Origin of the sequence: Bradyrhizobium sp. 61 (assembly GCF_023073075.1) — a bacterium.
In the GTDB taxonomy this organism is placed as follows: Bacteria; Pseudomonadota; Alphaproteobacteria; order Rhizobiales; family Xanthobacteraceae; genus Bradyrhizobium; species Bradyrhizobium barranii.
In genome coordinates this window covers 420,685-445,287 of record NZ_JADPIU010000082.1, presented here as the reverse complement: position 1 = coordinate 445,287, position 24,603 = coordinate 420,685, and the positions used below count along the sequence as shown (strand labels likewise).

Here is a 24,603-nt window from a genome sequence, read left to right as displayed (position 1 = left end):
GGGCTTATAGAAGCTTTCTAACCGCGCCGCCACAGCCACAAACGTGCCGCAGCAATCCGCGAGCCAAAAATTCCCATGCGCTACCCCAAGATTTCCTGAGGCCAGGCTTTGAGCGGATTGAACCAAGGCAAGATGCAGCTGTCCGGACGCGGGGTCGTCTGCGTGCGCGGCGGGCGCGAGGTGTTCTCCGGGCTCGATTTCGAGGCGGTCTCGGGTGAAGCCGTGGCGGTCGTGGGCCGCAACGGCTCGGGCAAGACCTCGCTGCTGCGGCTGATCGCGGGCCTGCTGATTCCGGCCGGCGGGACAATCGCGCTCGATGGCGGCGATGCCGAGCTGACGCTGCCGGAGCAGTGCCACTATCTCGGCCATCGCGACGCCCTGAAGCCGGCACTGAGCGTGGCGGAAAACCTGTCATTCTGGGCTGATTTTCTGGGCGGTGAGCGCAGTGATGCGGCCAAGAGCCTCGCCATCGTCGGGCTCGATCACGCCACCCATTTGCCGGCCGCCTTCCTGTCCGCCGGCCAGCGCCGCCGCCTGTCGCTGGCCCGGCTGCTGACGGTGCGCCGCCCGGTCTGGCTGCTGGACGAGCCGACCACGGCGCTGGACGTGGCCGGCCAGGCCATGTTCGAGGGCCTGATGCGGGAGCATCTGGCACGCGGCGGCCTGATCATCGCGGCGACGCATGCGCCGCTGGGCATCGATTCGCGGGAGCTTCGAATCGGGGGGATGGTATGAAGTGGGGGGACCCTCAGTTTTCCGAGCGGCTGGGTACCAGCCTCTCCGTTCCCTCCCCCCTTGCGGGGGAGGGTCAGGGAGAGGGGTGCGGCACGGTAGGGCGATTCGGTTCTAGCGCTGGGGAGGCGAGCGCTCTGTTGCTCGCCGTCAACGCTTCAAAAGCATCTCTCCCGGGGCTACCCCTCTCCCCGGCCCTCCCCCGCAAGGGGGGAGGGAGCGCAGTGTGCTTGGGGCTGGCAGACACGAATCTCGCCATCGAGGCCACCCCGTGACCGCCCTGTCCGCCCTCATCCGCCGGGACATCCGGATCGCGCTCCGCGTCGGCGGCGGGGCGCTAATCGGCGTGCTGTTCTTCCTGACCGTGGTCGTGCTGATGCCGTTCGCGGTGGGGCCGGATCTGGCGCTGCTGTCGCGGCTGGGGCCGGCGATCCTGTGGCTCGGCGCGCTGCTGGCGAGCCTGCTCACCCTGGACCGGCTGTTCATGGCCGACCACGAGGACGGCTCGCTCGACCTGATCACGATGAGCCGAACGCCGCTGGAACTCGCCTGCGCCGCCAAGGCGCTGGCGCATTGGCTGGCCGCGGGCCTGCCACTGATTGTCGCAACCCCGGTGCTCGGCCTGCTGCTCAACCTCGACATGGTCGCAACCGGGGCGGTGGCGCTGACGCTCCTGGCCGGTACGCCGGCGCTGACCTTCACCGGCATGATCGGCGCGGCGCTCGCGGTGACGCTGCACCGGGGTGGACTGTTGATGGCCGTGCTGGTGCTGCCGCTGTCGATCCCGGTGCTGATTTTCGGCGTCGCGGCCTCGCAAGCCGTGATCGTCGGTCCCATGACGTTCGGCGCGCCGTTCTCGATCCTGTGCGCGCTGTCGCTGGTCAGCCTCGTCATCGGCCCTTTCGCGGCGGCGGCGAGCCTGCGCCATGGTCTCGATTGAAATGGGCCGGATTGCCCTTGACCCCGATCAACTTTCGCTGCGCGCTTTTATGCTGATTGCGTGAGTGCTGACCTGTGATTATCAGAATACCATGACGCTGATCGATCTCGCCAATCCGACACGGTTCCTCGCGCTGACGGCGCGGGTGCTGCCGTGGCTTGCGGCCGCGACCGTCATCCTGCTCACCATCGGCCTCTACCAGTCCGCTCTCGCGCCCGACGACTACCAGCAGGGCGCGACGGTGAAGATCATGTTCATCCACGTGCCCAACGCCTGGCTCTCGATGTTCGTCTGGGGCGTGATGAGCATCGCCTCATTGGGCACGCTGGTGTGGCGGCATCCGCTCGCCGACGTCGCCGCCAAAGCCGCCGCGCCGATCGGCGCCGCCTTCACCTTCCTCGCGCTGCTCACGGGATCGCTGTGGGGCCGGCCGATGTGGGGCACCTATTGGGAATGGGACGCGCGGCTCACCTCGGTGCTGATCCTCTTCCTGATGTATCTCGGCCTGATGGCGCTGTGGCGCGCGGTCGAGGATCCCTCGCGCGCGGCGCGCGCCGCCGCGGTGCTGACGCTGGTGGGCGCGATCAACCTGCCGATCATCAAGTTCTCGGTCGACTGGTGGAACACGCTGCACCAGCCGGCGTCGGTGATGCGCATGGGCGGCTCGACGCTCGACAAATCGTTCCTGATCCCGCTGCTGCTGATGGCCATCGCGTTCACGCTGCTGTTCGTCACGTTGCACCTGGCGGCGATGCGCAACGAGATTTTGCGCCGCCGCGTCCGCTCCTTGCAGATGATGCAGGCGAGCCAGAGGGCCGCATGACGATGTCGCTTGGTCCCTACGCGTCCTTCATCGTGACGTCCTATGCCGCGGCCGCACTCGTCGTCGTGATCCTGATCGGCTGGATCGTGCTCGACTATCGCAGCCAGACCGAGCGCCTGCGCGAGCTCGACCGCAGCGGCGTCACCCGCCGCTCCGGACGTAGCGCAACGGACACGCCATGAGCGATCAATCATGAGCGATCAACCGACTTCCGCTCCGCCGCAGCGCCGCACCTTCCTGATGGTGCTGCCGCTGATCGCCTTCATCGCCCTGGCGCTGCTGTTCTGGTTCCGGCTCGGCAGCGGCGATCCCTCGCGGATTCCGTCCGCGCTGATCGGCCGGCCGGCGCCGCAGACCGCGCTGCCGCCGCTCGAGGGATTGCAGGCCGACAGCGCGCAGGTACCGGGCCTCGATCCCGCCGCGTTCAAAGGCAAGGTCAGCCTGGTCAATGTCTGGGCGTCCTGGTGCGTGCCTTGTCATGACGAAGCACCGCTCCTGACCGAACTGGCAAAAGACAAGCGCTTCCAGCTTGTCGGCATCAACTACAAGGACGCGGCCGACAATGCGCGCCGTTTCCTCGGCCGCTACGGCAACCCGTTCGGCCGCGTCGGTGTGGACGCCAACGGCCGCGCCTCGATCGAATGGGGCGTCTATGGCGTGCCGGAGACGTTCGTGGTCGGGCGCGAAGGCACCATCGTCTACAAGCTGGTCGGACCGATCACGCCAGACAATTTGCGCACGGTGTTGTTGCCGCAGATGGAGAAGGCGTTGAAGGCGGGGAGCTGAGCTCCGCTCTCGCGCGAGCGCAGGGGCCAGCACCACGCACCGCTGTCATGCCCCGGCTTGACCGGGGCATCCAGTACGCCGCGGCCTCACCGTATCTCACGACTGTCTCTGGAATACTGGATCGCCCGGTCAAGCCGGGCGATGACAGTTGAGTGTATGGCCGCATTTCAGCTCGCAATGACGAGCTGAGAGACCGTCACCCCTTCCTTACATCCCCTGCCTCGGCCTCGCTCGTTTCCAGCGACGCCGGCTCGATCCCGTAGCGCTTGGTCAGCGGCATCTGGGCGATGGCGAAGATCATCGTGATCGGGGTGACGCCGAACACCTTGAAGTTCACCCAGAAGTCCGTGCTCTGGGTGCGCCAGACGATCTCGTTCAGGATGGCCATGCCGGCGAAGAACAGCGCCCAGCGCAGCGTGAGGATGCGCCAGCCCTGCGGGGTCAGGTTGAACATCTGGTCGAACATGACGGCGATGAAGGAGCGGCCGAACAACAGGCCGCCGCCGAGGATCGCCGCGAACAGGCCGTAGATGATGGTCGGCTTGACCTTGATGAAGGTCTCGTCGTGCAGCACCAGCGTCAGCGTGCCGAACACCAGCACGATCACGCCTGTCACGATCGCCATGATCGGGATATGGCGCGTCACCACATAGGACGCGATCATCGCCGCCACGATCGCGACCATGAAGGCGCCGGTCGCGGCGAACAGATTGAACTTCGCATTCACGAAGAAGAACACGAGCAGCGGACCGAGCTCGGTCGCGAGCTTGAACAGCGGATGCGGCTGGGTCTTGTCCATTCTCAGCTTTCGATTCCGGCGATCGCACGGGCGAAATCGCGCGCGGTGAACGGCGCGAGATCGTCGACGCCTTCGCCGACGCCGATGAAATGCACCGGCAGTTTGAATTTCTCCGCGAGCGCCACCAGGATGCCGCCGCGCGCGGTGCCGTCGAGCTTCGTCATCACGAGGCCGGTGACCCCCGCCGTGCGATGGAAGGCCTCGACCTGCGACAGCGCGTTCTGGCCGACCGTAGCATCAAGCACCAGCAAGACGGCATGCGGCGCAGTGTCGTCCACCTTGCGGATCACGCGCACGACCTTTTCGAGCTCGTTCATCAGCTCGGCCTTGTTCTGCAGGCGGCCGGCCGTGTCGATCAGGAGCACGTCGATGGCCTGCTCCTTCGCTGCCGTCAGCGCGTTGAAGGCGAGGCTTGCCGAATCCGAGCCCTGCGTGCCTGATATGACCGGCGTCCTGGTGCGCTCGCCCCAGACCTTGAGCTGCTCGATCGCGGCCGCGCGAAACGTGTCGCCGGCGGCCAGCATCACCTTGCGGCCTTCGGATGCGAATTTTTGCGAGAGCTTTCCGATGGTTGTGGTCTTGCCGGAGCCGTTGACGCCGACGACGAGGATGACGAACGGCTTCCTGCCCGCGTCGATCTCGAGCGGCTTTGCCACCGGCGCCAGCACCTTCTCGACCTCGGTGGCGACGACGTCCTTGACCTCGTCCGCCGAGATCGCCTTGTCGTAGCGGCCCGTGCCGACGGCGTCCGCGATCCGCACCGCGACCGACGTGCCGAGGTCGGCGCGCAGCAGCACGTCCTCGATGTCGTCGAGCATGGCGCGGTCGAGCTTCCGCTTGGTGACGAGGTCGGCAACCGCGGTCCCGAGCGAGGACGAGGTGCGCTTCAGCCCGTTGGACAGGCGGCGCCACCAGCTCAGCTTGGGGGGATCTGACGTGGTATCGTTCATGGTGGCGGTGTGTTAGCCGTTCCGGCTCCCAAACGAAAGTGTTGACCGAAAGTCTTGCAATTGCTCGATGTTCCCGAATTGACCGCAGACGAGATCCTGGCGCGCGTGCTCCATCGCGACGGGCTGATGCTGGTCATCGACAAGCCCGCCGGCCTGCCGGTGCATCGCGGCCCCAAGGGCGGGGCCAATCTGGAAACGTCGTTCGACGCGCTTCGTTTCGGCCTGCCGCGGCCGCCGGTGCTGGCCCACCGGCTGGACAAGGACACCTCCGGTTGCCTCGTGCTCGGCCGCCATCGCAAGGCGACCGCCTCACTCGGCCTCCTCTTCAAGCACGGCAAGATCGGCAAGACCTACTGGACCGTGGTCGAGGGCGGCCCTGCCGAAGACGAAGGCACGATCGACTTAGCCCTCGGCCGGCTCAATGCCGAGCGCGGCTGGTGGCAGAAACCCGATCCCGAGGGCCAGAAGGCGATCACGAACTGGAAGGTGATGGGCCGGGGCGACGGGCTGACCTGGCTCGCCATGGAACCGGTGACCGGCCGAACCCATCAATTGCGGGTGCATTCGGCCGCGACCGGCTGGCCGATTTTCGGCGATAACATTTACGGCAACGGCCCGCGCTTCGGCGAGCCGCGGCTGCATTTGCATTCCCGCGAGATCGTGGTGCCGATCTCCCGGAACAAGGAGCCGATCCGCGTGGTGGCGCCGGCCCCGCCCCACATGCACGAGAAGCTCCGCGCCTGCGGGTGGAATGGGGAATGACGTTGCCAGACCCTCATGGTGAGGAGGCCGCGTAGCGGCCGTCTCGAACCATGAAGGCCCGCTGGTTGCAGCCGGGCCTCGATCCTTCGAGACGCCCGCTTCGCGGGCTCCTCAGGATGAGGGTCATGGGCCGTGGTTTACGAAACGTTCAGTGCTCGTCTCTATTGATAGCGATTGCTTAGAACAAGCTTCCGTCATTCGCTCAGGACGAGCAACGCGTCATGTCCACGGCCGAGTTTTCGATCATCGATGAAGTCGAATCAGCGATTCGGCTCGGCTCGGCGGAAAAGGGCCTGGAAACGGCCCGCCGCGTCACCGACCTGTTCCTCTCCTCCGCCGGAAGTTTTGGCAACGAGCAGATCGCGCTGTTCGACGACGTGCTCGAGCGCCTGATCGGCACCATCGAGCTGCGCGCCATCGCCGACATGGGCGCACGAATTGCGCTGGCCGAGATCAGCGCGCAGCTTGCGCCGATCGCGCAGGCGCCGCCCTCCGTGATCCGCCGCCTCGCCAATAATGACGAAATTCGCATCGCCGGCCCCGTGCTCCAGGAATCCGCGCGCCTCGACGATGGCGAGCTGGTGAAGATCGCCTCCAGCAAGGGCGAATCGCATCTGCTCGCGGTCGCCGGTCGCTGGTGGCTCAAGGAGATCGTCACCGACGCGCTGCTGGCGCGGCGCTATCCCAGCGTCAGCCGGCGGCTTGCCGCCAATCCCGGCGCGCGCGTTTCCGGAAACGGATTTGCCGTCATCGTCGGGCAGGCGGAGGCCGATCCCGAGCTCGCCGTGAGCGTCGGCGTCCGCGTCGACCTGCCGTCCGATTTGCGCCGCCGGTTGCTGCGCTCGGCCACGGATGCCGTGCGCACCCGGCTGCTGTCGCGCGCACCGCCGCATCTGTTCGAGGAGATCCAGGGCGCGATCGCCGCCGTGACCGTCGGTGTCGAGCGCGAGATGTCGGTTGTGCGCGATTTCGAAGGCGCCAAGCGGGCCATCGCAAATCTCAAGGCGACTGGCCAGCTGACCGAAGCGACGCTGCTCGGCTTCGCCACGCAGCGGCGCTACGAGGAAACCGTGGCTGCATTAGCGGCCCTGTCCGGATCGACCATTGAGGTGATTCGCCCGTTGATGCAGAGCCTGCGCGAGGACGGCTTGCTGGTGCCGTGCAAGGCGGCCCAGCTCAGCTGGGAAACCACAGCCGCCGTGCTCGAGAGTCGCTTTGCCACCGGCGCGATGAAACCCGCTGATATCGCGAGGGCGAAAAGCAATTACGCGCGAATGACGTCGGAGAACGCGCGGCGGACGCTGCGATTCTGGCAGGTGCGGGCGTTGTAAGGCGCGCCGCGCGCTACACACACCGGCGTCATCACCTGCCTTGTGCGCAATTGCGCACTGGAGCGAGGTGATCCGGTATTCCAGAGAGTTAGTCGGATGCGGAGAGGCCGCGGCGTACTGGGTCGCCCGGTCAAGCCGGGCGACGACACCGACTATGTGGTCAACCGCTCGCCATCGCTGCCGGCGATCATCAGCGGCACCACACGGCCAATACGTTCACCCGCGATCGCCACCGGCAGATAATGCTCCGTGCGGCCCTGGCTGTCGCTCTCGATCAGCACATCGCGCGTCGTACCCACTTCCTCTTGCAGCCGCCGTCGTAATGCCACTTCGCCCGCCGCACGCAGCCGCTTCGCACGCTCCTTGATCGCACCGCCCGCGACCTGCGGCATCCGCGCGGCCGGCGTGCCGGGGCGTGGCGAATACGGGAAGACGTGCAGGAACGTCAGACCGCACTCCTCCACGAGATCCAGCGAGCGCGAAAACATCTCCTCGGTCTCGGTCGGAAAGCCCGCGATGATGTCGGCTCCGAACGCGATGTCCGGGCGCAGGCGGCGGACCTGGTCGCAGAACGCGATCGCGTCGTTGCGCGAATGCCGCCGTTTCATGCGCTTCAAAATCATGTCGTCGCCGGATTGCAGCGACAGGTGCAGATGCGGCATCAGGCGCGCATCGTCGCCGATGGCATCCAGCAGATCGGCATCGGCCTCGATCGAATCGATCGAGGAGATGCGCAGGCGCTTGAGCTCCGGCACGTGCCGCAAGATCTGCTTCGTCAGCATGCCGAGTCTTGGTGCACCCGGCAGGTCGGCGCCATAGCTGGTGAGGTCCACACCGGTCAGCACGATCTCGGCATGGCCGCGCGCAACCAGCGCCCGCACCTGATCGACCACCGCGCCCATCGGCACCGAGCGTGAATTGCCGCGGCCATAGGGGATGATGCAGAACGTGCAGCGATGGTCGCAGCCGTTCTGCACCTGCACGAACACGCGCGGCAGGCCGCTCGCAAAGCCGTCGATCAGATGCGGCGCCATCTCCTTCACCGCCATGATGTCGCTGACGGCGATTTTTTCGCTCGCACCGAGATCGAACGCGGCACGCGCATCGCGCCAGGCTTCGCTGCGCATCTTGTCGTCATTGCCGAGGACACGATCGACCTCGGCCATGTCTGCGAACATCCGGCTCTGCGTCTGCGCCGCACAGCCGGTGACGACGATGCGCGCACCCGGCCGTTCGCGCTTCAATTTACGGATCGACTGGCGCGCCTGCGCCACCGCTTCGTTGGTGACGGCGCAACTATTGATGACGATGGTGTCGGAAAGGCCTGCGCCCTCGGCCTCGCGGCGGATCAATTCGGCCTCGAAAGCATTGAGGCGGCAGCCGAAGGTGACGACGTCGACGGCCATCAGCCGACCGGCGCGAACAGCGCCGGATCGAAGGAGCCCTCATATTCGAAGGTCGCGGGGCCCGTCATCAGCACGTGGTCGTCGCTTTCACGCCATTCGATCCCGAGCTTGCCGCCGGGCAGCGTGATCTCGACATTGCGCTCGGTGCGCTTCAGCCGCGCGGCAGCGACCGCGGTCGCGCAGGCCGCCGAACCACAAGCCCTGGTCAGGCCCGCGCCACGCTCCCAGGTGCGGATCGTGATGTGCTGGGGATCGACGATATGGGCGAGCGTAATGTTGGCACGCTCGGGGAAGATCGGATGATTTTCCAGCAGCGGACCAAAACGCTCGAGATCGTAGGCGTTGACGTCCTCGACCCAGAAGATCGCGTGCGGATTGCCCATGCTCACCACCGAGGGCGAATGCAGGATCGGATTGTCGATCGGCCCGATCTGCAATTCGATGTAACGGGTGTCGCGAAACTCTTCCGCCAGCGGAATCTCCTGCCAGCCGAACTTCGGCGCGCCCATATCGACGGTGTAGAGATCGGGCGCCGGGCCCTGCCAGCAATTGAGCAGGCCCGCGGCGGTCTCGAACGTTGCCGTGGTCTGCCCGGTCTTCTCGAAGATGCGCCGCACCACGCAGCGCATGCCGTTGCCGCAGGCGCCGGCCTCGGAGCCGTCGTTGTTGTAGATGCTGATGAAGGCCTCGGTCCCGTCGAACCGCGGCTTCCGGAGCACCATGAGCTGGTCGTAGGGCACGCCGCCCGGCGCGGACGCGACCGCGCGGGCGTCGTCCGGCGTCACCGGCGCGGCGGAATCACGCATGTCGACAACGACGATCTCGTTGCCGATGCCGTTCATCTTGGCAAATGCGTGGTTGGCCAGAGCGCTCATGAAATGTCCCGAATTTCGCCTGCCTTATATGGCGATCCTTGGCGGCTTGGCCAGTGATTTGCCGCCATAGCCATGACGCATCTGTCATGGGACGAATTCGGCACTCGCGTGTTAGAACGGCGCGGTTCGCGCGATCCGGGACGCGCGGCCGGCTCAGGGCCTTGGGGACGTAAGGCCTTGGCGGATAAGCCCTTGGGGAGAATAGAATGAATCGTTTTTGTCGCCTCGCACTGCTCGCGCTGATCCCGGCAGCGACCATGTCGTTTGGCGTGCCCGGCGCTCTGGCGCAGACCCCCAGCCCGGCGCCCGCCGCGTCGGCCAGCCCTTCGCCGGCTCCGTCGGCCTCGCCCTCCCCGGCCGCAAGTGCCGCACCTGCGCCCGCGGCGGCGCCCTCTCCGGCGCCATCGCCTGCGGCCAGCGCTTCGCCCTCACCCGCTCCGGCGGCCCCACCGCCCGCTGCGGCCGCGACACCTGCCCCGGTGCAGACCGCCGATCCCTTTGGCCTGGAGACCACGCTCGAGCCGAAGAAGGTCGTGATGGTCAAGGGCACTGCCAATTGGGATTCGGCCTTCGACACGCTGATCGACGCTTTCAAGGCGCTGAACACGCTGCTGGACAAGCAGGGCATCAAGCCCGCCGGCAATTCGATGATCGTCTACACCTCGACCGACGACACCGGCTTCACCTTCCTGGCCGAGATCCCGGTCGAGCAGGACCCGAAGAACCTGCCCAAGGACATGAGCATCGGCAAATCGCCGGAAGGCAAGGCGTTGAAATTCGTCCATCGCGGCTCCTACGACAACATGGACAACACCTATGAGGCGATCACCAATCACCTCGACGACAAGAAGCTGGAAGCCAAGGACACCTTTATCGAGGAGTACCTCACCGATCCCCTGAAGACGGCCGAGGACAAGCTCGTGATCAACGTGTTCGTGCCCTTGAAGTGAGAGAGATGAAGAAGCCTGCCGTCCTTTTTACGTCTATTGCCGCCGCTGTCGCCGCCACGCTGCTGGCAGCGCCCGCACGCGCGGACGATTTTCCCTCCGCGATCTCGGTGAGCGGCGAAGCCACGATCTCCGCGGCGCCCGATCTCGCGCAGATCGACGCCGGCGTCGCCAACGACGCCAAGTCGGCGAAGGAAGCCTCCGACGCCAACAACGCCGCGATGGGCAAGGTACTGCTGGCGCTGAAGGGCGCCGGTATCGCCGAGAAGGACTATCAGACCTCGCGCCTGTCCTTGCAGCCGCAATACGGCCAGAACAAATCCACCGGCGCTTCGCCCGTGGTCGGCTTCCGCGCCTCTAACCGCGTTACCGTGAAGATCCGCGACGTGACCAAGGTCGCTGGCATCATCGACACGCTGGTCGGCGCCGGCGCCAACGACATCGGCAACATCTCCTTCGAGGTGACGCAGGCCTCAAAGCTGCTCGACGACGCCCGCGAACAGGCGGTCGTGGACGCCCGCCGCAAGGCTGAGATCTACGCCAAGGCCACCGGCGTCACGCTCGGCTCGCCGCTCAGCGTATCCGAGGGCGGCGCTCCGGTGCCGCTGTTCAAGGCAAGAATGGCGACCGCGCCGATGGCGGCGCCCGCGGCAGTCGCGCCGGGCGAGGAAACGCTGTCGGTGACGGTGAATGTGAGCTGGGCGATTATTCGCCCTGAGGGCAAGTAAGTCTCGTGTCCCGGACGCGCTGCAGCGTGAAACGCTGCTGCGCAGAGCCGGGACCCAGAAAGCCAACGGCACGTGCTGCTGCATGGGCCCCGGCTCTGCAACGCACTGTCGAAGAGACGCTGCGCTGCGTCCGGGGCACAGTTGTGTACGTGGATGGATTCAGATCTCCACCACCTGCCCCGGCTGCATCGCCACAAACCGCTCCTGCGGAATCATCGCGGCATCCAGCGCTTCGACCAGCGCCTTCGCCGGCGCGTCGATCGCTTCGTCCGTCAGCTGGAACGTGCCGTGATGATGCCCGAGCGCGGCTTGCGCGCCGCAATCGGCCAGCGCCTTCACGGCGTCTTCCGGGTTCATGTGCTGGTCGCGCATGAACCAGCGCGGCTCGTACGCGCCGATCGGGAGGATCGCCAGACGCAGCGGCCCGTGCCTCTCGGCGATGCGGCGGAAATGCCCGCCGTCGCCATAACCGGAATCGCAGACGACGTAGATTTTTCCCGCAGGCGTCTCCAGCACGAAACTCGCCCACAGCGCCTTGTTGCGATCGAACATGCCGCGCGCCGACCAGTGCCGGGTCGGCACCAGCGTCACGGCGATGCCGCCGCCGAGCTCGACGCGGTCGTGCCAATCGAACGCCTCCGCCTTGATCGACGAGTCGGCGCTGCGCATCGTCACGTCATTGCCGAGTGGCGTCACCACGCGCGGCGCAAAATTCTTCGCGAGCCGCGACAGCGTCGCAATATCCAGATGATCGTAATGACCGTGCGAGACCAACACGACGTCGATCTTCGGGAGCTTCTCGAACGCAATGCCGGGGTCGTTGTGCCGCTTCGGTCCGGCAAAGCTGACGGGCGAGACCCGCGAGGACCAGACGGGATCGACGAGGATGTTGAGGCCGCCGGCCTGGACCAGCCAGCTGACGTGGCCGACGAAGGAGAGCCGCACCTTGTCGCCCTCGACGCGCTGCGGCGGCGTGTCGGCATGGGGGTTGGGCACCCAGTCGGGCCAGTCCGCGCGCTGCCCCCGGCCACCTAATTGCCACCGCAGCACCTCGCCGAGCGATCTCGGCGGCGCCCCGTCGGGATCGAAGAAGGTCAGGCCGTCAAAATGGTCGGAGACCGGGCCGTCATAGGTTTTCATGCGGGACATCCAGAGGGGCGGAACACCAACCAGCGCGGCGCCACCGGCGAGCAATCCAAAGAGGCGGCGGGTGATCGGCACAAGCGGGCTTCAGGGATGGTAACGGAGGTAAGTCATCGTCTTCTATATGGGCGGAGCCCAGGCAAAAGGAACCGGCCGCCAAAAGTTCCGTATTCTCAGGGCCTTGCCCTGGCAAAGACACCCCGGCACCCTAACTTTCCTTGACTTTTGGGCGGGAGCGGCGTTTAACCCCGGCACTTTCTCGGAAAGGCTTTCTTTTCGACCCGCCCACTGGCCCTGGAGGCCAGAGGCCAACGCCCGACAGCGCTGTGCGCCCTCGGGCGCAAAGGTGTTTGGAAGATCGCTTGCTTAGGAAGTGGTCATCGCCCGACTTGATCGGGCGATCCAGTATCCCAGGGGCCGCTCGGCTGAACCGAGGGGCCGCGGCGTACTGGATGCCCCGGTCAAGCCGGGGCATGACAGTGGTGAACGCGGCAACCCTGCGCGAGCAGGACAAGGGACAACGGCATTGTTCGACAATCTGTCGGAACGGCTTGGTGGCATTCTCGATCGTCTGACGGGGCGCGGTGCGCTGACCGAAAAGGACGTCGACGCCGCGATGCGCGAGGTGCGCCGCGCGCTGCTGGAGGCCGACGTCGCGCTCGAAGTGGTCCGCAGCTTCACCGAGCGCGTCCGCGAGCAGGCGATCGGCGCCACCGTCGTCAAGTCGGTCACGCCCGGCCAGATGGTGGTCAAGATCGTCCATGACGAACTGATCAACACGCTCGGCGCCGAAAGCCAGACCATCGACATCAATTCCGTGCCGCCGGTTCCGATCATGATGGTCGGCCTGCAAGGCTCCGGTAAGACCACCACCACCGCAAAGCTCGCCCGCCGCATGGTCCAGCGCGACAAGCGCAAGGTGCTGATGGCTTCGCTCGACATCTATCGCCCGGCGGCGATGGAGCAGCTGGCCGTGCTCGGGCGCGATCTCGACATTCCGACGCTGCCGATCGTCGCCGGCCAGCAGCCGGCTCAGATCGCGAAGCGCGCGCTGGAGGCCGGCAAGCTCGGCGGCTACGATGTCGTGCTGCTCGACACCGCCGGCCGCACCACGCTCGACGAAGACATGATGGCGGAAGCGGCTGCGATCAAAGCCGCTGCCAATCCGCATGAAGTGCTGCTGGTAGCAGACAGCCTCACCGGCCAGGACGCCGTGAATCTTGCGCGCGCCTTCGATCAGCGCGTCGGCCTCACCGGCATCGTGCTCACACGAGTCGACGGCGACGGCCGCGGCGGCGCCGCGCTGTCGATGCGCGCCGTCACCGGCAAGCCGATCAAGCTGATCGGCACCGGTGAAAAGACCGACGCGCTGGAAGATTTCCACCCCGATCGTATCGCCGGCCGCATCCTCGGCATGGGCGACGTGGTGTCGCTGGTCGAACGTGCCGCCGCCAACATCGACGCCGAAAAGGCCGCGCGCACCGCCGAGCGCATGCGCAAGGGTCAGTTCGACCTCAACGACATGCGCGAGCAGCTGTTGCAGATGGCGAACATGGGCGGCATCAGCGGGCTGATGGGCATGATGCCCGGCATCGCCAAGATGAAGAACCAGATCGCGGCCGCCGGCATCGACGACAAGATCCTGAAGCGCCAGGTCGCGGTGATCGATTCCATGACGCGCGACGAGCGCCGTCATCCCGACCTGCTCAAGGCCAGCCGCAAGAAGCGCATCGCCGCAGGAAGCGGCCAGAGCGTCGAGCAGGTCAACAAGCTGCTCAAGATGCACCGGAACATGGCCGACGTGATGAAGGCCATGGGCTCGGGCAAGCGTGGCCCGCTCGCCGGCATTGCGCAGGCGATGGGCTTTGGCGGCGGCATGAAGCCGCCCTCACCGGAAGAGATGAAGGCGTTGCAGGAGAAGATGCAAGGCGGCGGACAAGGTCTGCCCAGCCTGCCGAAGGATTTGCCCGCTGGTCTGCGCACCGGCCTGCCCAACGTTCCCGGACTGACCGGGCTGAGCGGCAAGCCGACGCTGCCGGGCCTCGGCGGATTTCCGGGCAAGAAGAAATGAGGAATTCGTCGCGAGGGATCCTAAGCATCTCGCGCGACGCGGAATACCAATCAACCGAACAAACTGTACTTTGAAGGAGAACCAGATGTCCGTCGTTATCCGCCTCGCTCGCGCAGGCACCAAGAAGCGCCCCGTCTATCACGTCGTCGTCGCCGATTCGCGCTTTCCCCGCGATGGCCGCTTCATCGAGCGTCTCGGCTATTTCAACCCGCTGCTGCCGAAGGACAACGAGGCCCGCCTCAAGCTCGACATGGACAAGGTGAAGGCCTGGGTCGCCAAGGGCGCGCAGCCGTCGGACCGCGTGGCGCGTTTCCTCGACGCCGCCGGCGTCAAGAAGCGCGAAGCGCGCAACAACCCTGAGAAGGCCGTGCCGCGCAAGGAGCGCAAGGCGCAGGCCGAAGCCGCCGCGAAGGGTTAAGGTCAGATCATGTCGGCGCTGGTCTGCGTCGCGCGGATCGGCGCCGCCCATGGTGTGCGCGGTGCGGTCAAGCTGTGGACCTTCACCGAAGATCCCTTTGCCATCAAACGCTACGGTCCGCTTCTCTCCAAGGACGGCAAGCGTCAGTTCGAGGTCGCGCAGGCGCGCGAGGCCAGGGATCATCTGGTCGCGACGTTCAAGGGCGTCACGACCCGCGATGAGGCCGAGCGCCTCAACGGCATCGAGCTCTACGTCGCGCGCGAAAAGCTGCCCGCGATCGATGCGGACGAATATTACCACACCGACCTGATCGGGCTCGCCGCCGTCACCACCGACGGCGACGCGCTCGGCCGCGTGCTCGCGATCCACAATTTCGGCGCCGGCGACATCATCGAGATCGCTCCGCCCAAAGGATCTGCAAAGGGCACGACGATGCTGCTGCCGTTCACAAACGCAGTGGTACCGGAAGTCGATCTCACAGGCGGCCGCGTCGTGATCGCGCTGCCGCAGGAGATCGAGGGTGATGATGACAGCGAGGCTCCGTCATCATGACGGTGCGGTAACGGCTCGCTAACAAATCTCGCGAAATCTTCACTTGCATCGGGCATCCGGCTCGTTCACGCTTTGGTTGCATCGCCCTCCCGCGCGTCTCCCCAACACCGGAGCTCCAAATGCTGCGCCGCTGTCTTATGGCAACGATCGGCCTGCTCGCATCCGCGGGCCTCGTCAGTGCGCAGACGCCACCGAGCCCCCCGCCGGCTGCAGCCGAGCCAGCCACCTCGCTCGCCCCGATGGAGGAGCCGCAGGTCGGTGACCACTGGACCTACGAGATGCGCGACGAGATCACGGGCGACCTCAAATCGACCATGACGCATACCATCACCGACGTGTCGGCCACCGAGATCAGCGTCCGGTTCGAGATCCTCGGCAAGCCCGGTTTCGGCTACCAGACCTATGACCGGTCGTGGGACATCATCAACAATGGTGCATGGCGGTTCACGCCGAATGACGGCACGGGCATCCGCATACCCCTCGCGATCGGCAAGACCTGGACGTTCAAGTCCAGCGACTCCAACAGCACGGCGGGTGTCAACCTGAAGCGCACGGGTACCTCGAAGGTCACGGCCAGGGAGACCATCACCACCCGCGCCGGCACATTCGAGGCCTACAAGATCGAAACCTCGATCGAGATGCGAAACGCCAACGATCCCACCAAGAAATCCCAGGCCGAGCAGCAGGCCTGGTACGTGCCCGAGATCAACCATTGGGTGAAGCGCACTTATGTCAGCAGGGCGGACGGCAGGGTTCGAGAGCGGGGCGCGCTCGAAATGATCGAATACGGCCGCCGCTAGCGACCAGCGCAAAAGCGACCGTCGATGACCGAAGCCTTCCGGGGAGCATGAAGATGTCTCGTTACGCGGCCACGATGATGGCTTGTCTGCTTGCCGGCACCACCCTGGCATCGGCGGCGAGTGATCCGCCCGCCGCCGCAAAGCCGGTCATCGCGATGGAGGCACCCCTGCAAGGCGACTTCTGGACCTACGAGGTGCGGGACGAAATCAGCGGCAAGGTCAGCGCGGTCCGCAGGAACATCGTCACCGAGGTCACGCCTGCCGAGATCAGCGTTCGGGTCACGACCGACGGCAAGGAGGCCGAGGGCCTGAACATCTACGATCGGTCGTGGAATCTGAAGAACACGGGTGAGTGGAAATATCAGCCCGGCGACGGCAGCGGCATCCATGCGCCGCTGAAAATCGGCGATAGCTGGAGCTTCTCCGCCGATGACGTCAACGGCAGCAAGGGCTTCATCTGGAAACGCTCGGGCCATTCGAAGGTCGTCGGCCAGGAGACCATCACCACCAAGGCCGGCACATTCGAGACGTACAAGATCGAAACGACGCTCCTGAGGCGCCCGACCAACGATCCGAGCCGCAAGCACGAGATCTCGGCCATGACCTGGTACGCGCCGGCCATCGACCACTGGGCGAAACGGACCTACGTGGCGCGCGGCAACGGCCATCTGCTGACCAATAACGTCATCGAGCTCGTCGAGTACGGCCGCAAGCAATAACCAACCCGGCTGGCCGGGCCTCGACCTGTCGGCCGCAATGCCCTAACCAGCGGCCATGACGACCTCCTCACCCTGGCGCGCGACGGTGCTGACGCTGTTTCCGGAGATGTTTCCGGGGCCGCTCGGCGTGAGCCTGGCCGGCCGGGCGCTGGCTGGCGGGCTCTGGGAGCTCGACGCGCGGGACATCCGGGCCTCGGCCACCGACCGGCATCGGAGCGTCGATGACACCCCGGCCGGCGGCGGACCCGGCATGGTGCTGCGGGCCGATGTTCTGGCGGCGGCGATCGATGCCGCCGGGATCAGCCCGGACCGGCCGAAGCTGCTGATGAGCCCGAGGGGTCGGCCATTGACCCAGGCCCGGGTGGTGGAGCTGGCCGAGGGTCCGGGCCCCCTGATCGTTTGCGGACGGTTCGAGGGGGTGGACCAGCGGGTGATCGACGGACGGGGCCTGGAGGAAGTCTCGATCGGCGACTACGTGCTGTCCGGGGGCGAAATCGCCGCGCTGGCCCTGATCGACGCCTGCGTCCGGCTGCTGCCCGGCGTGATGGGCAAGGAGGCCTCGGGAACCGAGGAAAGCTTTTCGGAGGGCCTGCTCGAATACCCCCAATACACCCGCCCGCAGCTGTTCGAGGGCGCTCCGATCCCGGAGACCCTGACCTCCGGCGACCACGCCAAGGTTGCAGCCTGGCGGCGGGCACAATCCGAGGCCCTGACGGCGGCCCGGCGGCCTGATTTATGGGCCCAAATCCCGGCCAAAGCCCCGAATCGGGCAAGACGCCAAAAAACGCCAAAAAACAAGACAGACGGGTGACAAACCCTCCGGCTTGCCTTATAGGAGCGGCCACATCCGCAATAGCTGGATCAACGAATTTCGCGCAGCCCCCGTCCTGCGGCTGGGCGCGCCGATGGAGACTTACCCATGAACCTGATCCAACAGCTCGAAAAAGAGCAATTCGACAAGCTCTCCGCCAGCAAGGAGATTCCGGAATTCGGTCCCGGTGACACCGTGATCGTCAACGTGAAGGTCGTCGAAGGCGACCGTACCCGCGTGCAGGCCTATGAAGGCGTCTGCATCGGCCGTTCCGGCGGCGGCCTCAACGAGAGCTTCACCGTCCGCAAGATCTCCTATGGCGAGGGTGTCGAGCGCGTGTTCCCGCTGCTCTCCCCGATGATCGACTCGATCAAGGTGGTGCGCCGCGGCAAGGTGCGTCGTGCCAAGCTCTATTACCTCCGCAACCTTCGCGGCAAGTCGGCCCGCATCGTCGAGAAGACTGAGCACGCCAAGGCCGTCAACGAGTAAGCACCGCTACCAGACGAGTTCTAGAGAGCGCGGGGCAAAACCCCGCGCTTTTTTGTTGCGTCAGCCGTGCGCGTCAAAGCACTCGCGCTTCCAAATCGGCCTGCTATATATTCTTGGAATGTTTCCAGATCAGACCAGCCTCGCCCCCGTCACGCGCATCGTCATCGACGATCGCTCGCGGCTGCCTGGCCGGTTCTTCGGACGCTTCGCGACCTCGGCAACGTCAGAGCTTACGCGCGCAGCCTAAAAGCTGCGCTGACGATTTTGTTGCCCGCGCGTGACCGCGCATATCCGCACCACAACATTCCTGGAGCTGAAGCTCATGTCCAAGCCGACCACATTGTACGACAAGATCTGGAACGACCATCTGGTGCACGAAGCCGACGACGGCACCTGCCTGCTCTATATCGACCGCCATCTGGTGCACGAAGTGACCTCGCCGCAGGCGTTCGAGGGCCTGCGCGCCACCGGCCGCAAGGTGCACTCGCCGGAAAAGACGCTCGCCGTCGTCGACCACAACGTGCCGACCACCGATCGCACCAAGCCGAATCCCGATCCGGAGAGCATCGAGCAGATCAAGGCGCTGGCCGAGAACGCCAAGCAATTCGGCATCGAATATTACGACGAGTTCGACAAGCGCCAGGGCGTCGTCCACGTCATCGGCCCCGAGCAGGGCTTTACCCTGCCCGGCACCACCATCGTCTGCGGTGACAGCCACACCTCGACGCATGGCGCGTTCGGCGCGCTCGCACACGGCATCGGCACCTCCGAGGTCGAGCACGTGCTGGCGACGCAGACGCTGATCCAGAAGAAGGCGAAGAACATGCGCGTCACCGTCGACGGCAAATTGCCGGAAGGCGTGACGGGCAAGGACATCATCCTCGCCATCATCGGCGAGATCGGCACTGCCGGCGGCACCGGCTACGTGCTGGAATACGCCGGCGATGCGATCCGCGCGCTCAGCATGGAAGGCCGCATGACGGTCTGCAACATGTCGATCGAAGGCGGCGCGCGCGCCGGCCTGGTTGCGCCCGACCAGAAGGCGTTCGACTTCCTGCGCGGCCGCCCGAAGGCGCCGAAGGGCGCGGACTGGGACGCGGCGATGCGCTACTGGGAGAAGCTGCGCTCCGACGACGGCGCGCATTTCGACCACGAGCTGCGCCTCGACGCTGCCAAGCTGCCGCCGATCGTGACCTGGGGCACCTCGCCTGAGGACGTCATCTCGGTGACCGGCATCGTGCCCGATCCGGATCAGATCGCGGACGAGGCCAAGCGTCTCTCCAAGCACCGCGCGCTGAAATACATGGGCCTGACGGCGGGCACGAAGATCACCGACATCAAGCTCGACCGCATCTTCATCGGCTCCTGCACCAACGGCCGCATCGAGGATCTGCGCGCGGCGGCGAAGATTGCCGAAGGCAAGACCGTTTCAGCGCATGTCAACGCCATGGTCGTGCCGGGCTCCGGCCTCGTGAAGGAGCAGGCCGAAGCTGAGGGTCTGGACAAGATCTTCATCAAGGCCGGCTTCGAATGGCGCGAGCCGGGCTGCTCGATGTGCCTCGCGATGAACCCGGACAAGCTGGCCCCGGAAGAGCGCTGCGCCTCGACCTCGAACCGCAACTTCGAGGGACGCCAGGGCTTCAAGGGCCGCACGCATCTGGTGTCGCCGGCGATGGCGGCAGCGGCTGCGATCGCGGGTCACTTCGTCGACGTCAGGGAGTGGCGGTAAGCCGCTCCCAGCAATTTGAGCTAAAGTGGCAAACGGCCGTTAATCGGCATCGCCGACACTGCGTCCTCGCGACGGTTTCGCGAGGACACAGCGCATGGCCAACAAGCCTGAATATGTCGATCTGATCGGCGAGGCGACGCGCCAGCAGCGGCGACGCGCAACGCCCTTGCCCATCGTCGCCAAGCCCGAGGTCGAGGAGACCTCGAAGCTCAGCCGCTGGCCGCCGGCGATGATCAAGCAGTGGAAGCTCGAGAACCTGACGCGGTGGAAGCCGGCGTCGTGGAAGCTGAAGGATTGGCTCTAGGCCACACGAACAAAGGGCGCCGTCGCGGCGCCCTTTTCATTTCGATCGCGATTACCAATAGCGGTACGGATAGTGCCAGCGATGCCACCGGCAGACGCGGCGCGGACCGTAATAGGTCCAGATCACCCGGCAGCGGCGCGGATAGTTGTAGTAGGGATAGTAGCCGCCGTAATAATAGCGCCGGTGGAAGTGGCGATAGCCGTAATGCGGGCGATAGATCCCGTAGCGATGAAAACCGCCATAGTGGCGAAATCCGCCGTAGCGATAGCCGCCACCGTGAAAGGCGGGTGCGGCGCGGAAGCCGCCGATATGGCCGCCACGAAAGCCACCGCCGCGGAAACCGCCGATATGTCCTCCGCCGCCATGGAAACCACCGCCACGAAAACCGCCGCCGCCATGGAAGCCGCCACCATGTCCACCACCGCCGCCACCGTGGCGAACCTGGGTGATCATGTCGTCGCTTGCAGCCTTCGCCGCCGGCAACGGCGTCGGATTGATCGGAGTCATCGCTTCGGCACGTTGTGCAGTCCCGGCCGACAGCATCAGCGTGGCAACGGCCGCGAGCCCGAGCAAGCGTATCGGGCTTGTCCGAGCATCCAAGATCCGCAGCATGGAATTCTCCCTGAATCTGAACGGCAGCATTGCGGCGCATCGTCGCTCGCATCGCTGCTCAATTGCAGCCGCTCCCAAGATTAAATTAGGGACAGCGACGTGAACGCCTTGTGAATGAACAAGCTTCCTGCCGAGGCGCCACGACAAAAGGAATTCGAGAGATGACCGTCTACGCGATCGCGCAATTGAAGATGACGGACCGCGCGGCCTATGACCGCTATCAGGCGCGGTTCTTCGACGTGTTCAGAAAGTACAATGGACGGCTGCTCGCCGCCGACGAGCAGCCGCGCGTGCTCGAGGGCCCGTGGCCGTTCGACAAGCTCGTCATGATGTCGTTTCCCGACGAGGCGGCGTTCCTTGCCTTCTCGAATTCGCCGGACTACGAAGACATCTCGCGCGATCGCAAGGCGGGCGCGCAGGCAACCGTGCTGCTGGTCAGGGGATTTGCGCCGGCGGGCTAACGCGGTGCGTCACCACCACGGCCCGTAGCCGAACACGAACGGTGCCGGCACGCCGTAGGGATAGGGACGATAGTAGATGGGCCGCGCGTAATAATGCGGATCATGGGGCGCTGAGCGCCGCGCAACGTCATGGTGTCTTGCGTGCCGTCTCGCATCGAAAATCGCTGTCCCGGCCGAGGCATCCGACTTCGTCACACTCTGCGCGGTTGAAGCGCGAGGCAAACCCGCTGCGAGCCCGGCGACAACGGCCAATGCAATCCATCTCGTCATGACGAACTCCGCCCTCAAGATGCGGGCATCACACGGCCGTTGAGGCGCGTCAGCCCCGCCGCCAGTAGCAGCTCATATGCGGCACGATCACCGTGCCGCTCGGCCGATATTCCTGCACATAGGTCGCGTTGCACTCGCGGACCGCATCGGGACCCGGATAGTAGCGCGGATAGACGCCGTCCGGAGCGTAGTAGGGCGTGACGCGCAGCCGGGCGGGCGGGCGCCTGCGCGGCGGGGGAACGTCGTCTGGCGAGGCCGCCTGGGCCAGCCTGACACCGGCGCCGGCCGTCTGGGCTTCCGCACCAACGCAAAATTGCGAAAACAACCCCATGCAAAGTAGAACCAGTACTGCTGTTCCTGCCCGCATCGCACCACCACCCACCTGAGCTATCCCCTTGAGGCGCCGTACGCTCCCCGTTTTCGCGCGCGGCGTCAACTCTTCGTAGCCTTCTATAAAGCCGGATGCATCGCCACGGAACCCGCGCTAAGAAAAGCCCATGTGGACGGAATTGAAAGCGCCCTCGCTGGCGGAGATGGAAGCGACGGCGCACGACATCTTCGAGCGCCTGCCGGCGGAATTTCGCGGCCTCTGTGAGGGCGTGATCCTCCGCGTCGACGACTTCCCGACCGAGGAAGTGATGGACGAGATGGAATGCGAGAGTGAGTTCGACCTGCTCGGCCTGTTCCAGGGCGTCGGCCTGCCCCAACAGAGCCTGGGCGACGTGGCGCGGCTGCCCAACATGGTCTGGCTCTACCGCCGGCCGATCCTGGATTACTGGGCCGAGCACGACGAGAGCCTCGGCCACATCGTCCGCCATGTCCTGATCCACGAGATCGGCCACCATTTCGGCCTCTCAGACGACGATATGGCGGCGATTGAGGCTCAGGCGGAGTAGGACGTCATCGGTTGCGTATGGTTGGCGCAGCGAGAAGCATCGTCAGTCGATAGTCGGACCAGCCCGCGAGAGACAGCGACACCTGCTGATAGTGCAGCAGTCCCATGGTCGGATGATCGAACGCACGCTCGCCGCCTTCGCGTGCCAGAACCCCCTGCGTCTCCCAGCAGCGTTCGAAGTCGGGGCTTCCAACTCTCAGTTCCTCGACGAGCCGGCGAATGTCCGGATCGTCGGAATAGGCTGTAACAGCGGCGCGGAATTCTGCGACGACGCGTTGCGCGCGTGAGGTCCAGTCGAGGATCAGTGTTCGCGCCTCGGGCCTGAGGAAGATGTAGCGCAGAAGATTTTTTTCGCCGTCAGCATCGAGCCATCCGGCAAACAACCGGGACGCTTTCGCATTCCAACGACGCGCGCCCCATGTGCGATCGAGAATGTAGGCCGGCCCATCGATCGCATCGACACAGGCCAGCACCTCCTCAGGCGGATCATCCCTGTGGCCGGGACGCTCGGGATCGCGCTTGCCCCCAACTTCGAACAGATAGCTGCGCTCCGCTCGTGACAGGCGCAATCCGCGTGCGAGGCGCGCAAGTGTCGAAGCCGAGACGGAGACATCGCGACCCTGCTCGATCCACGTGTACCAGGTGACGCTCAATCCGCAGAGCTGAGCGACCTCCTCGCGCCGGAGGCCGGGCGTGCGCCGCCGTGCTCCGGCGGCGAGGCCGAATTCTGCCGGAGACTGGCGCTCCCGGAGCGCGCGCAGGAACGCGCTGAGCGAGAGAGCTGGAGCGATCGGGTCTGGTCCCTTCATGGTGGTTTTTATACCAGCATAAATAACATTCTTAAACGGGTATAATCGGCATGCTAACTCTTTGCCGCTGCGGCGTCGCTGCGGAAAGGACGAACGGGTATGGGCAGGCAATTCGCAAGGATCGAACCCGAGCACAGGGCTTTCATCGAACGGCAGAAGATCTTCTTCGTCGCGAGCGCCCCGCCGAAGGGACGCATCAACGTGTCTCCCAAGGGCCTGTCGTCATTCCGGGTGCTGGGAGAGAGCGACGTCGCCTACCTCGATTGTACCGGCAGCGGCAGCGAGACCCGTGCGCATCTGACCGCCTCCGACGACAAGCGGCTGACCATCATGTTTTGCGCCTTCGACGGCGCCCCGATGATCCTGCGGCTCTATGGCCAGGCTCGATCGCTCATGCGCGGCACGCCGGAATATTCCGATCTCGTTCCTGACTTCGAGGACATGGCAGGCGCCCGCCAAATCGTGCGCCTCTCGGTCGACCTCGTGCAGACGTCATGCGGTATGGGCGTGCCGCTGTTCGACTACAGACAAGAACGCGGCAGCCTCGTGCGCTACTGGACGGCGCAGGGTGTCAACAATTTGCGAAAATACTGGGGTCTGAAGAACATGAAGAGCATCGACGGCCTGCCGACCGGCTTTGCTCCTGACAGCATGGCTCCGCCAGGCTGAGGACGAACCTCGATTTACGCCCCTTAGGCCTGCCGAATCCGGCCTAGGATTTGTGTGCCAACCGGGCTAAATAGCCCTCCCCTGACTTCAAACCGGGAAGCCTGAAATGGACAAGTTCACCACGCTGGAAGGCGTCGCGGCGCCGCTGAAGATCATCAATGTCGACACCGACATGATCATTCCGAAGCAGTACCTCAAGACCATCAAGCGCACTGGCCTTGGCAAGGGGCTCTTCTCCGAGCAGCGCTACAAGGACGACGGCAGCGAGAATCCGGATTTCGTCCTCAACCAGCCCGCCTATCGCAATTCGAAGGTGCTGGTCGCCGGCGACAATTTCGGCTGCGGCTCGAGCCGTGAGCACGCGCCCTGGGCGCTGCTCGACTTCGGCATCCGCTGCGTGATCTCGACCTCGTTCGGCGACATCTTCTACAACAACTGCTTCAAGAACGGCATTCTGCCGATCCGCGTCTCGCAGGAAGACCTCGACAAGCTGTTCGACGACGCCGAGCGCGGCGCCAACGCGACGCTGACGATCGACCTGCCGAACCAGGAGATCCGCGGCCCCGACGGCGGCAAGGTCAAGTTCGAGATCGATCCGTTCCGCAAGCACTGCCTGATCAACGGCCTCGACGACATCGGCCTGACGATGGAGAAGAAGGCCTCGATCGACACCTACGAGGAAAAGCTCAAGCGCGAGCGCGCCTGGGCCTGAGATCGAGCTCCAGTTCGAGCCCCGGTGCTGATAGCGCCGGGGCTTTTTCTTTGTCCTGAT

General features: G+C 65.2%; 31 protein-coding genes. 22 read left to right on the top strand and 9 right to left on the bottom strand.

Going from position 1 to position 24,603, the window contains the following annotated elements; genetic code table 11:
* Nucleotides 1-132: 132 nt before the first annotated feature.
* The 5 genes from ccmA to IVB46_RS33020 all read left to right on the top strand — a co-directional run bounded on the left by ccmA (nt 133) and on the right by IVB46_RS33020 (nt 3,281).
* Nucleotides 133-735, top strand: a complete 603-nt coding sequence (gene ccmA / locus IVB46_RS33040; RefSeq protein ID WP_247306943.1) for a heme ABC exporter ATP-binding protein CcmA — start codon at nt 133-135, stop codon at nt 733-735.
* Nucleotides 736-1,003: 268 nt separating this feature from the next.
* Entirely contained in the window at nt 1,004-1,672 is a 669-nt protein-coding gene (ccmB, locus tag IVB46_RS33035; protein WP_028150494.1) for a heme exporter protein CcmB, read from the top strand.
* A gap of 91 nt (nt 1,673-1,763) precedes the next feature.
* A complete protein-coding gene (locus tag IVB46_RS33030; RefSeq protein ID WP_247306941.1) occupies nt 1,764-2,495 on the top strand; it encodes a heme ABC transporter permease in 732 nt (243 codons plus the stop codon).
* Nucleotides 2,492-2,677: a heme exporter protein CcmD gene (gene ccmD, locus IVB46_RS33025; RefSeq protein WP_014490637.1), complete on the top strand. Its 186-nt coding sequence runs from the start codon at nt 2,492-2,494 to the stop codon at nt 2,675-2,677. Before IVB46_RS33030 ends, ccmD begins: the two co-directional genes overlap by 4 nt.
* 10 nt (nt 2,678-2,687) lie before the next feature.
* Nucleotides 2,688-3,281: a DsbE family thiol:disulfide interchange protein gene (locus tag IVB46_RS33020; protein ID WP_063980404.1), complete on the top strand. Its 594-nt coding sequence runs from the start codon at nt 2,688-2,690 to the stop codon at nt 3,279-3,281.
* 196 nt (nt 3,282-3,477) lie between these two features.
* Here IVB46_RS33020 and IVB46_RS33015 read toward each other — a convergent pair whose 3' ends face one another.
* Both IVB46_RS33015 and ftsY read right to left on the bottom strand, forming a co-directional pair.
* Complete coding sequence (locus tag IVB46_RS33015) at nt 3,478-4,080, bottom strand: septation protein A (RefSeq protein ID WP_247306790.1); 603 nt, start codon at nt 4,078-4,080, stop codon at nt 3,478-3,480.
* Between the two features lie 2 nt (nt 4,081-4,082).
* On the bottom strand, nt 4,083-5,030 hold the full coding sequence (ftsY, locus tag IVB46_RS33010; protein WP_247306788.1) for a signal recognition particle-docking protein FtsY: 948 nt from the start codon (nt 5,028-5,030) through the stop codon (nt 4,083-4,085).
* Between the two features lie 60 nt (nt 5,031-5,090).
* Here ftsY and IVB46_RS33005 point away from each other — a divergent pair, with 60 nt between their 5' ends.
* Together IVB46_RS33005 and IVB46_RS33000 are read left to right on the top strand one after the other, a co-directional pair.
* Complete coding sequence (locus tag IVB46_RS33005) at nt 5,091-5,792, top strand: RNA pseudouridine synthase (protein ID WP_247306787.1); 702 nt, start codon at nt 5,091-5,093, stop codon at nt 5,790-5,792.
* A 221-nt stretch (nt 5,793-6,013) separates the two neighbouring features.
* On the top strand, nt 6,014-7,123 hold the full coding sequence (locus tag IVB46_RS33000) for a DUF2336 domain-containing protein (protein ID WP_247306784.1): 1,110 nt from the start codon (nt 6,014-6,016) through the stop codon (nt 7,121-7,123).
* A gap of 152 nt (nt 7,124-7,275) precedes the next feature.
* Here IVB46_RS33000 and mtaB read toward each other — a convergent pair whose 3' ends face one another.
* Nucleotides 7,276-8,529, bottom strand: a complete 1,254-nt coding sequence (mtaB, locus tag IVB46_RS32995) for a tRNA (N(6)-L-threonylcarbamoyladenosine(37)-C(2))-methylthiotransferase MtaB (protein WP_063980400.1) — start codon at nt 8,527-8,529, stop codon at nt 7,276-7,278.
* Nucleotides 8,529-9,404, bottom strand: coding sequence for a diaminopimelate epimerase (gene dapF, locus IVB46_RS32990; protein ID WP_071908658.1), 876 nt, complete (start codon nt 9,402-9,404; stop codon nt 8,529-8,531). Before dapF ends, mtaB begins: the two co-directional genes overlap by 1 nt.
* Nucleotides 9,405-9,610: 206 nt before the next feature.
* Here dapF and IVB46_RS32985 point away from each other — a divergent pair, with 206 nt between their 5' ends.
* Nucleotides 9,611-10,354, top strand: a complete 744-nt coding sequence (locus tag IVB46_RS32985; RefSeq protein WP_071908659.1) for a GyrI-like domain-containing protein — start codon at nt 9,611-9,613, stop codon at nt 10,352-10,354.
* 5 nt (nt 10,355-10,359) lie between these two features.
* Entirely contained in the window at nt 10,360-11,079 is a 720-nt protein-coding gene (locus tag IVB46_RS32980) for an SIMPL domain-containing protein (protein WP_247306782.1), read from the top strand.
* A 159-nt stretch (nt 11,080-11,238) separates the two neighbouring features.
* On the opposite strand, the gene IVB46_RS32975 is transcribed toward IVB46_RS32980, so the two are convergent.
* The gene (locus tag IVB46_RS32975) at nt 11,239-12,219 is read right to left on the bottom strand and encodes an MBL fold metallo-hydrolase (RefSeq protein ID WP_247306779.1); all 981 of its coding nucleotides are present in this window, start codon (nt 12,217-12,219) and stop codon (nt 11,239-11,241) included.
* 529 nt (nt 12,220-12,748) lie between these two features.
* Between IVB46_RS32975 and ffh the strand changes: the two genes are divergently transcribed.
* The 9 genes from ffh (at nt 12,749) to IVB46_RS32930 (ending at nt 20,115) form a co-directional block, all read left to right on the top strand.
* Complete coding sequence (gene ffh, locus IVB46_RS32970; RefSeq protein ID WP_166346789.1) at nt 12,749-14,293, top strand: signal recognition particle protein; 1,545 nt, start codon at nt 12,749-12,751, stop codon at nt 14,291-14,293.
* A gap of 85 nt (nt 14,294-14,378) precedes the next feature.
* Entirely contained in the window at nt 14,379-14,711 is a 333-nt protein-coding gene (gene rpsP, locus IVB46_RS32965; protein ID WP_063980395.1) for a 30S ribosomal protein S16, read from the top strand.
* Nucleotides 14,712-14,720: 9 nt separating this feature from the next.
* Nucleotides 14,721-15,263 carry a ribosome maturation factor RimM gene (rimM, locus tag IVB46_RS32960; RefSeq protein WP_247306777.1) on the top strand — a complete coding sequence of 181 codons (543 nt, stop codon included), beginning with the start codon at nt 14,721-14,723 and terminating at the stop codon, nt 15,261-15,263.
* Nucleotides 15,264-15,382: 119 nt separating this feature from the next.
* Nucleotides 15,383-16,063, top strand: a complete 681-nt coding sequence (locus IVB46_RS32955) for a hypothetical protein (RefSeq protein ID WP_247306755.1) — start codon at nt 15,383-15,385, stop codon at nt 16,061-16,063.
* 53 nt (nt 16,064-16,116) lie between these two features.
* Nucleotides 16,117-16,782 (top strand): hypothetical protein, encoded by a 666-nt coding sequence (locus tag IVB46_RS32950; RefSeq protein WP_247306752.1) that lies wholly within the window; start codon nt 16,117-16,119, stop codon nt 16,780-16,782.
* Between the two features lie 55 nt (nt 16,783-16,837).
* Nucleotides 16,838-17,593 (top strand): tRNA (guanosine(37)-N1)-methyltransferase TrmD, encoded by a 756-nt coding sequence (gene trmD, locus IVB46_RS32945; RefSeq protein ID WP_247306750.1) that lies wholly within the window; start codon nt 16,838-16,840, stop codon nt 17,591-17,593.
* A gap of 108 nt (nt 17,594-17,701) precedes the next feature.
* The gene (gene rplS / locus IVB46_RS32940) at nt 17,702-18,082 is read left to right on the top strand and encodes a 50S ribosomal protein L19 (protein WP_063980390.1); all 381 of its coding nucleotides are present in this window, start codon (nt 17,702-17,704) and stop codon (nt 18,080-18,082) included.
* A gap of 322 nt (nt 18,083-18,404) precedes the next feature.
* Nucleotides 18,405-19,811, top strand: coding sequence for a 3-isopropylmalate dehydratase large subunit (gene leuC, locus IVB46_RS32935; RefSeq protein WP_063985988.1), 1,407 nt, complete (start codon nt 18,405-18,407; stop codon nt 19,809-19,811).
* 94 nt (nt 19,812-19,905) lie between these two features.
* A complete protein-coding gene (locus IVB46_RS32930) occupies nt 19,906-20,115 on the top strand; it encodes a hypothetical protein (RefSeq protein ID WP_247306729.1) in 210 nt (69 codons plus the stop codon).
* Between the two features lie 51 nt (nt 20,116-20,166).
* Here IVB46_RS32930 and IVB46_RS32925 read toward each other — a convergent pair whose 3' ends face one another.
* Nucleotides 20,167-20,727 (bottom strand): hypothetical protein, encoded by a 561-nt coding sequence (locus tag IVB46_RS32925; protein WP_247306726.1) that lies wholly within the window; start codon nt 20,725-20,727, stop codon nt 20,167-20,169.
* A 161-nt stretch (nt 20,728-20,888) separates the two neighbouring features.
* Between IVB46_RS32925 and IVB46_RS32920 the strand changes: the two genes are divergently transcribed.
* Nucleotides 20,889-21,188 carry a DUF1330 domain-containing protein gene (locus IVB46_RS32920; RefSeq protein ID WP_063985986.1) on the top strand — a complete coding sequence of 100 codons (300 nt, stop codon included), beginning with the start codon at nt 20,889-20,891 and terminating at the stop codon, nt 21,186-21,188.
* Nucleotides 21,189-21,197: 9 nt separating this feature from the next.
* On the opposite strand, the gene IVB46_RS32915 is transcribed toward IVB46_RS32920, so the two are convergent.
* Both IVB46_RS32915 and IVB46_RS32910 read right to left on the bottom strand, forming a co-directional pair.
* Nucleotides 21,198-21,458 carry a hypothetical protein gene (locus tag IVB46_RS32915; protein ID WP_084794921.1) on the bottom strand — a complete coding sequence of 87 codons (261 nt, stop codon included), beginning with the start codon at nt 21,456-21,458 and terminating at the stop codon, nt 21,198-21,200.
* A gap of 49 nt (nt 21,459-21,507) precedes the next feature.
* A complete protein-coding gene (locus tag IVB46_RS32910) occupies nt 21,508-21,789 on the bottom strand; it encodes a hypothetical protein (protein WP_063980388.1) in 282 nt (93 codons plus the stop codon).
* A gap of 166 nt (nt 21,790-21,955) precedes the next feature.
* On the opposite strand from IVB46_RS32910, the gene IVB46_RS32905 reads away from it, so the two are divergent.
* Entirely contained in the window at nt 21,956-22,354 is a 399-nt protein-coding gene (locus IVB46_RS32905; RefSeq protein ID WP_071908668.1) for a metallopeptidase family protein, read from the top strand.
* A gap of 4 nt (nt 22,355-22,358) precedes the next feature.
* Here the strand turns inward: IVB46_RS32905 and IVB46_RS32900 are convergent, their stop codons facing one another.
* Nucleotides 22,359-23,162 (bottom strand): helix-turn-helix transcriptional regulator, encoded by an 804-nt coding sequence (locus tag IVB46_RS32900; protein ID WP_085402930.1) that lies wholly within the window; start codon nt 23,160-23,162, stop codon nt 22,359-22,361.
* Nucleotides 23,163-23,261: 99 nt separating this feature from the next.
* Between IVB46_RS32900 and IVB46_RS32895 the strand changes: the two genes are divergently transcribed.
* Nucleotides 23,262-23,831, top strand: a complete 570-nt coding sequence (locus IVB46_RS32895) for a pyridoxamine 5'-phosphate oxidase family protein (protein ID WP_071908670.1) — start codon at nt 23,262-23,264, stop codon at nt 23,829-23,831.
* 106 nt (nt 23,832-23,937) lie between these two features.
* The gene (gene leuD, locus IVB46_RS32890; RefSeq protein WP_014490662.1) at nt 23,938-24,543 is read left to right on the top strand and encodes a 3-isopropylmalate dehydratase small subunit; all 606 of its coding nucleotides are present in this window, start codon (nt 23,938-23,940) and stop codon (nt 24,541-24,543) included.
* Nucleotides 24,544-24,603: the final 60 nt, after the last annotated feature.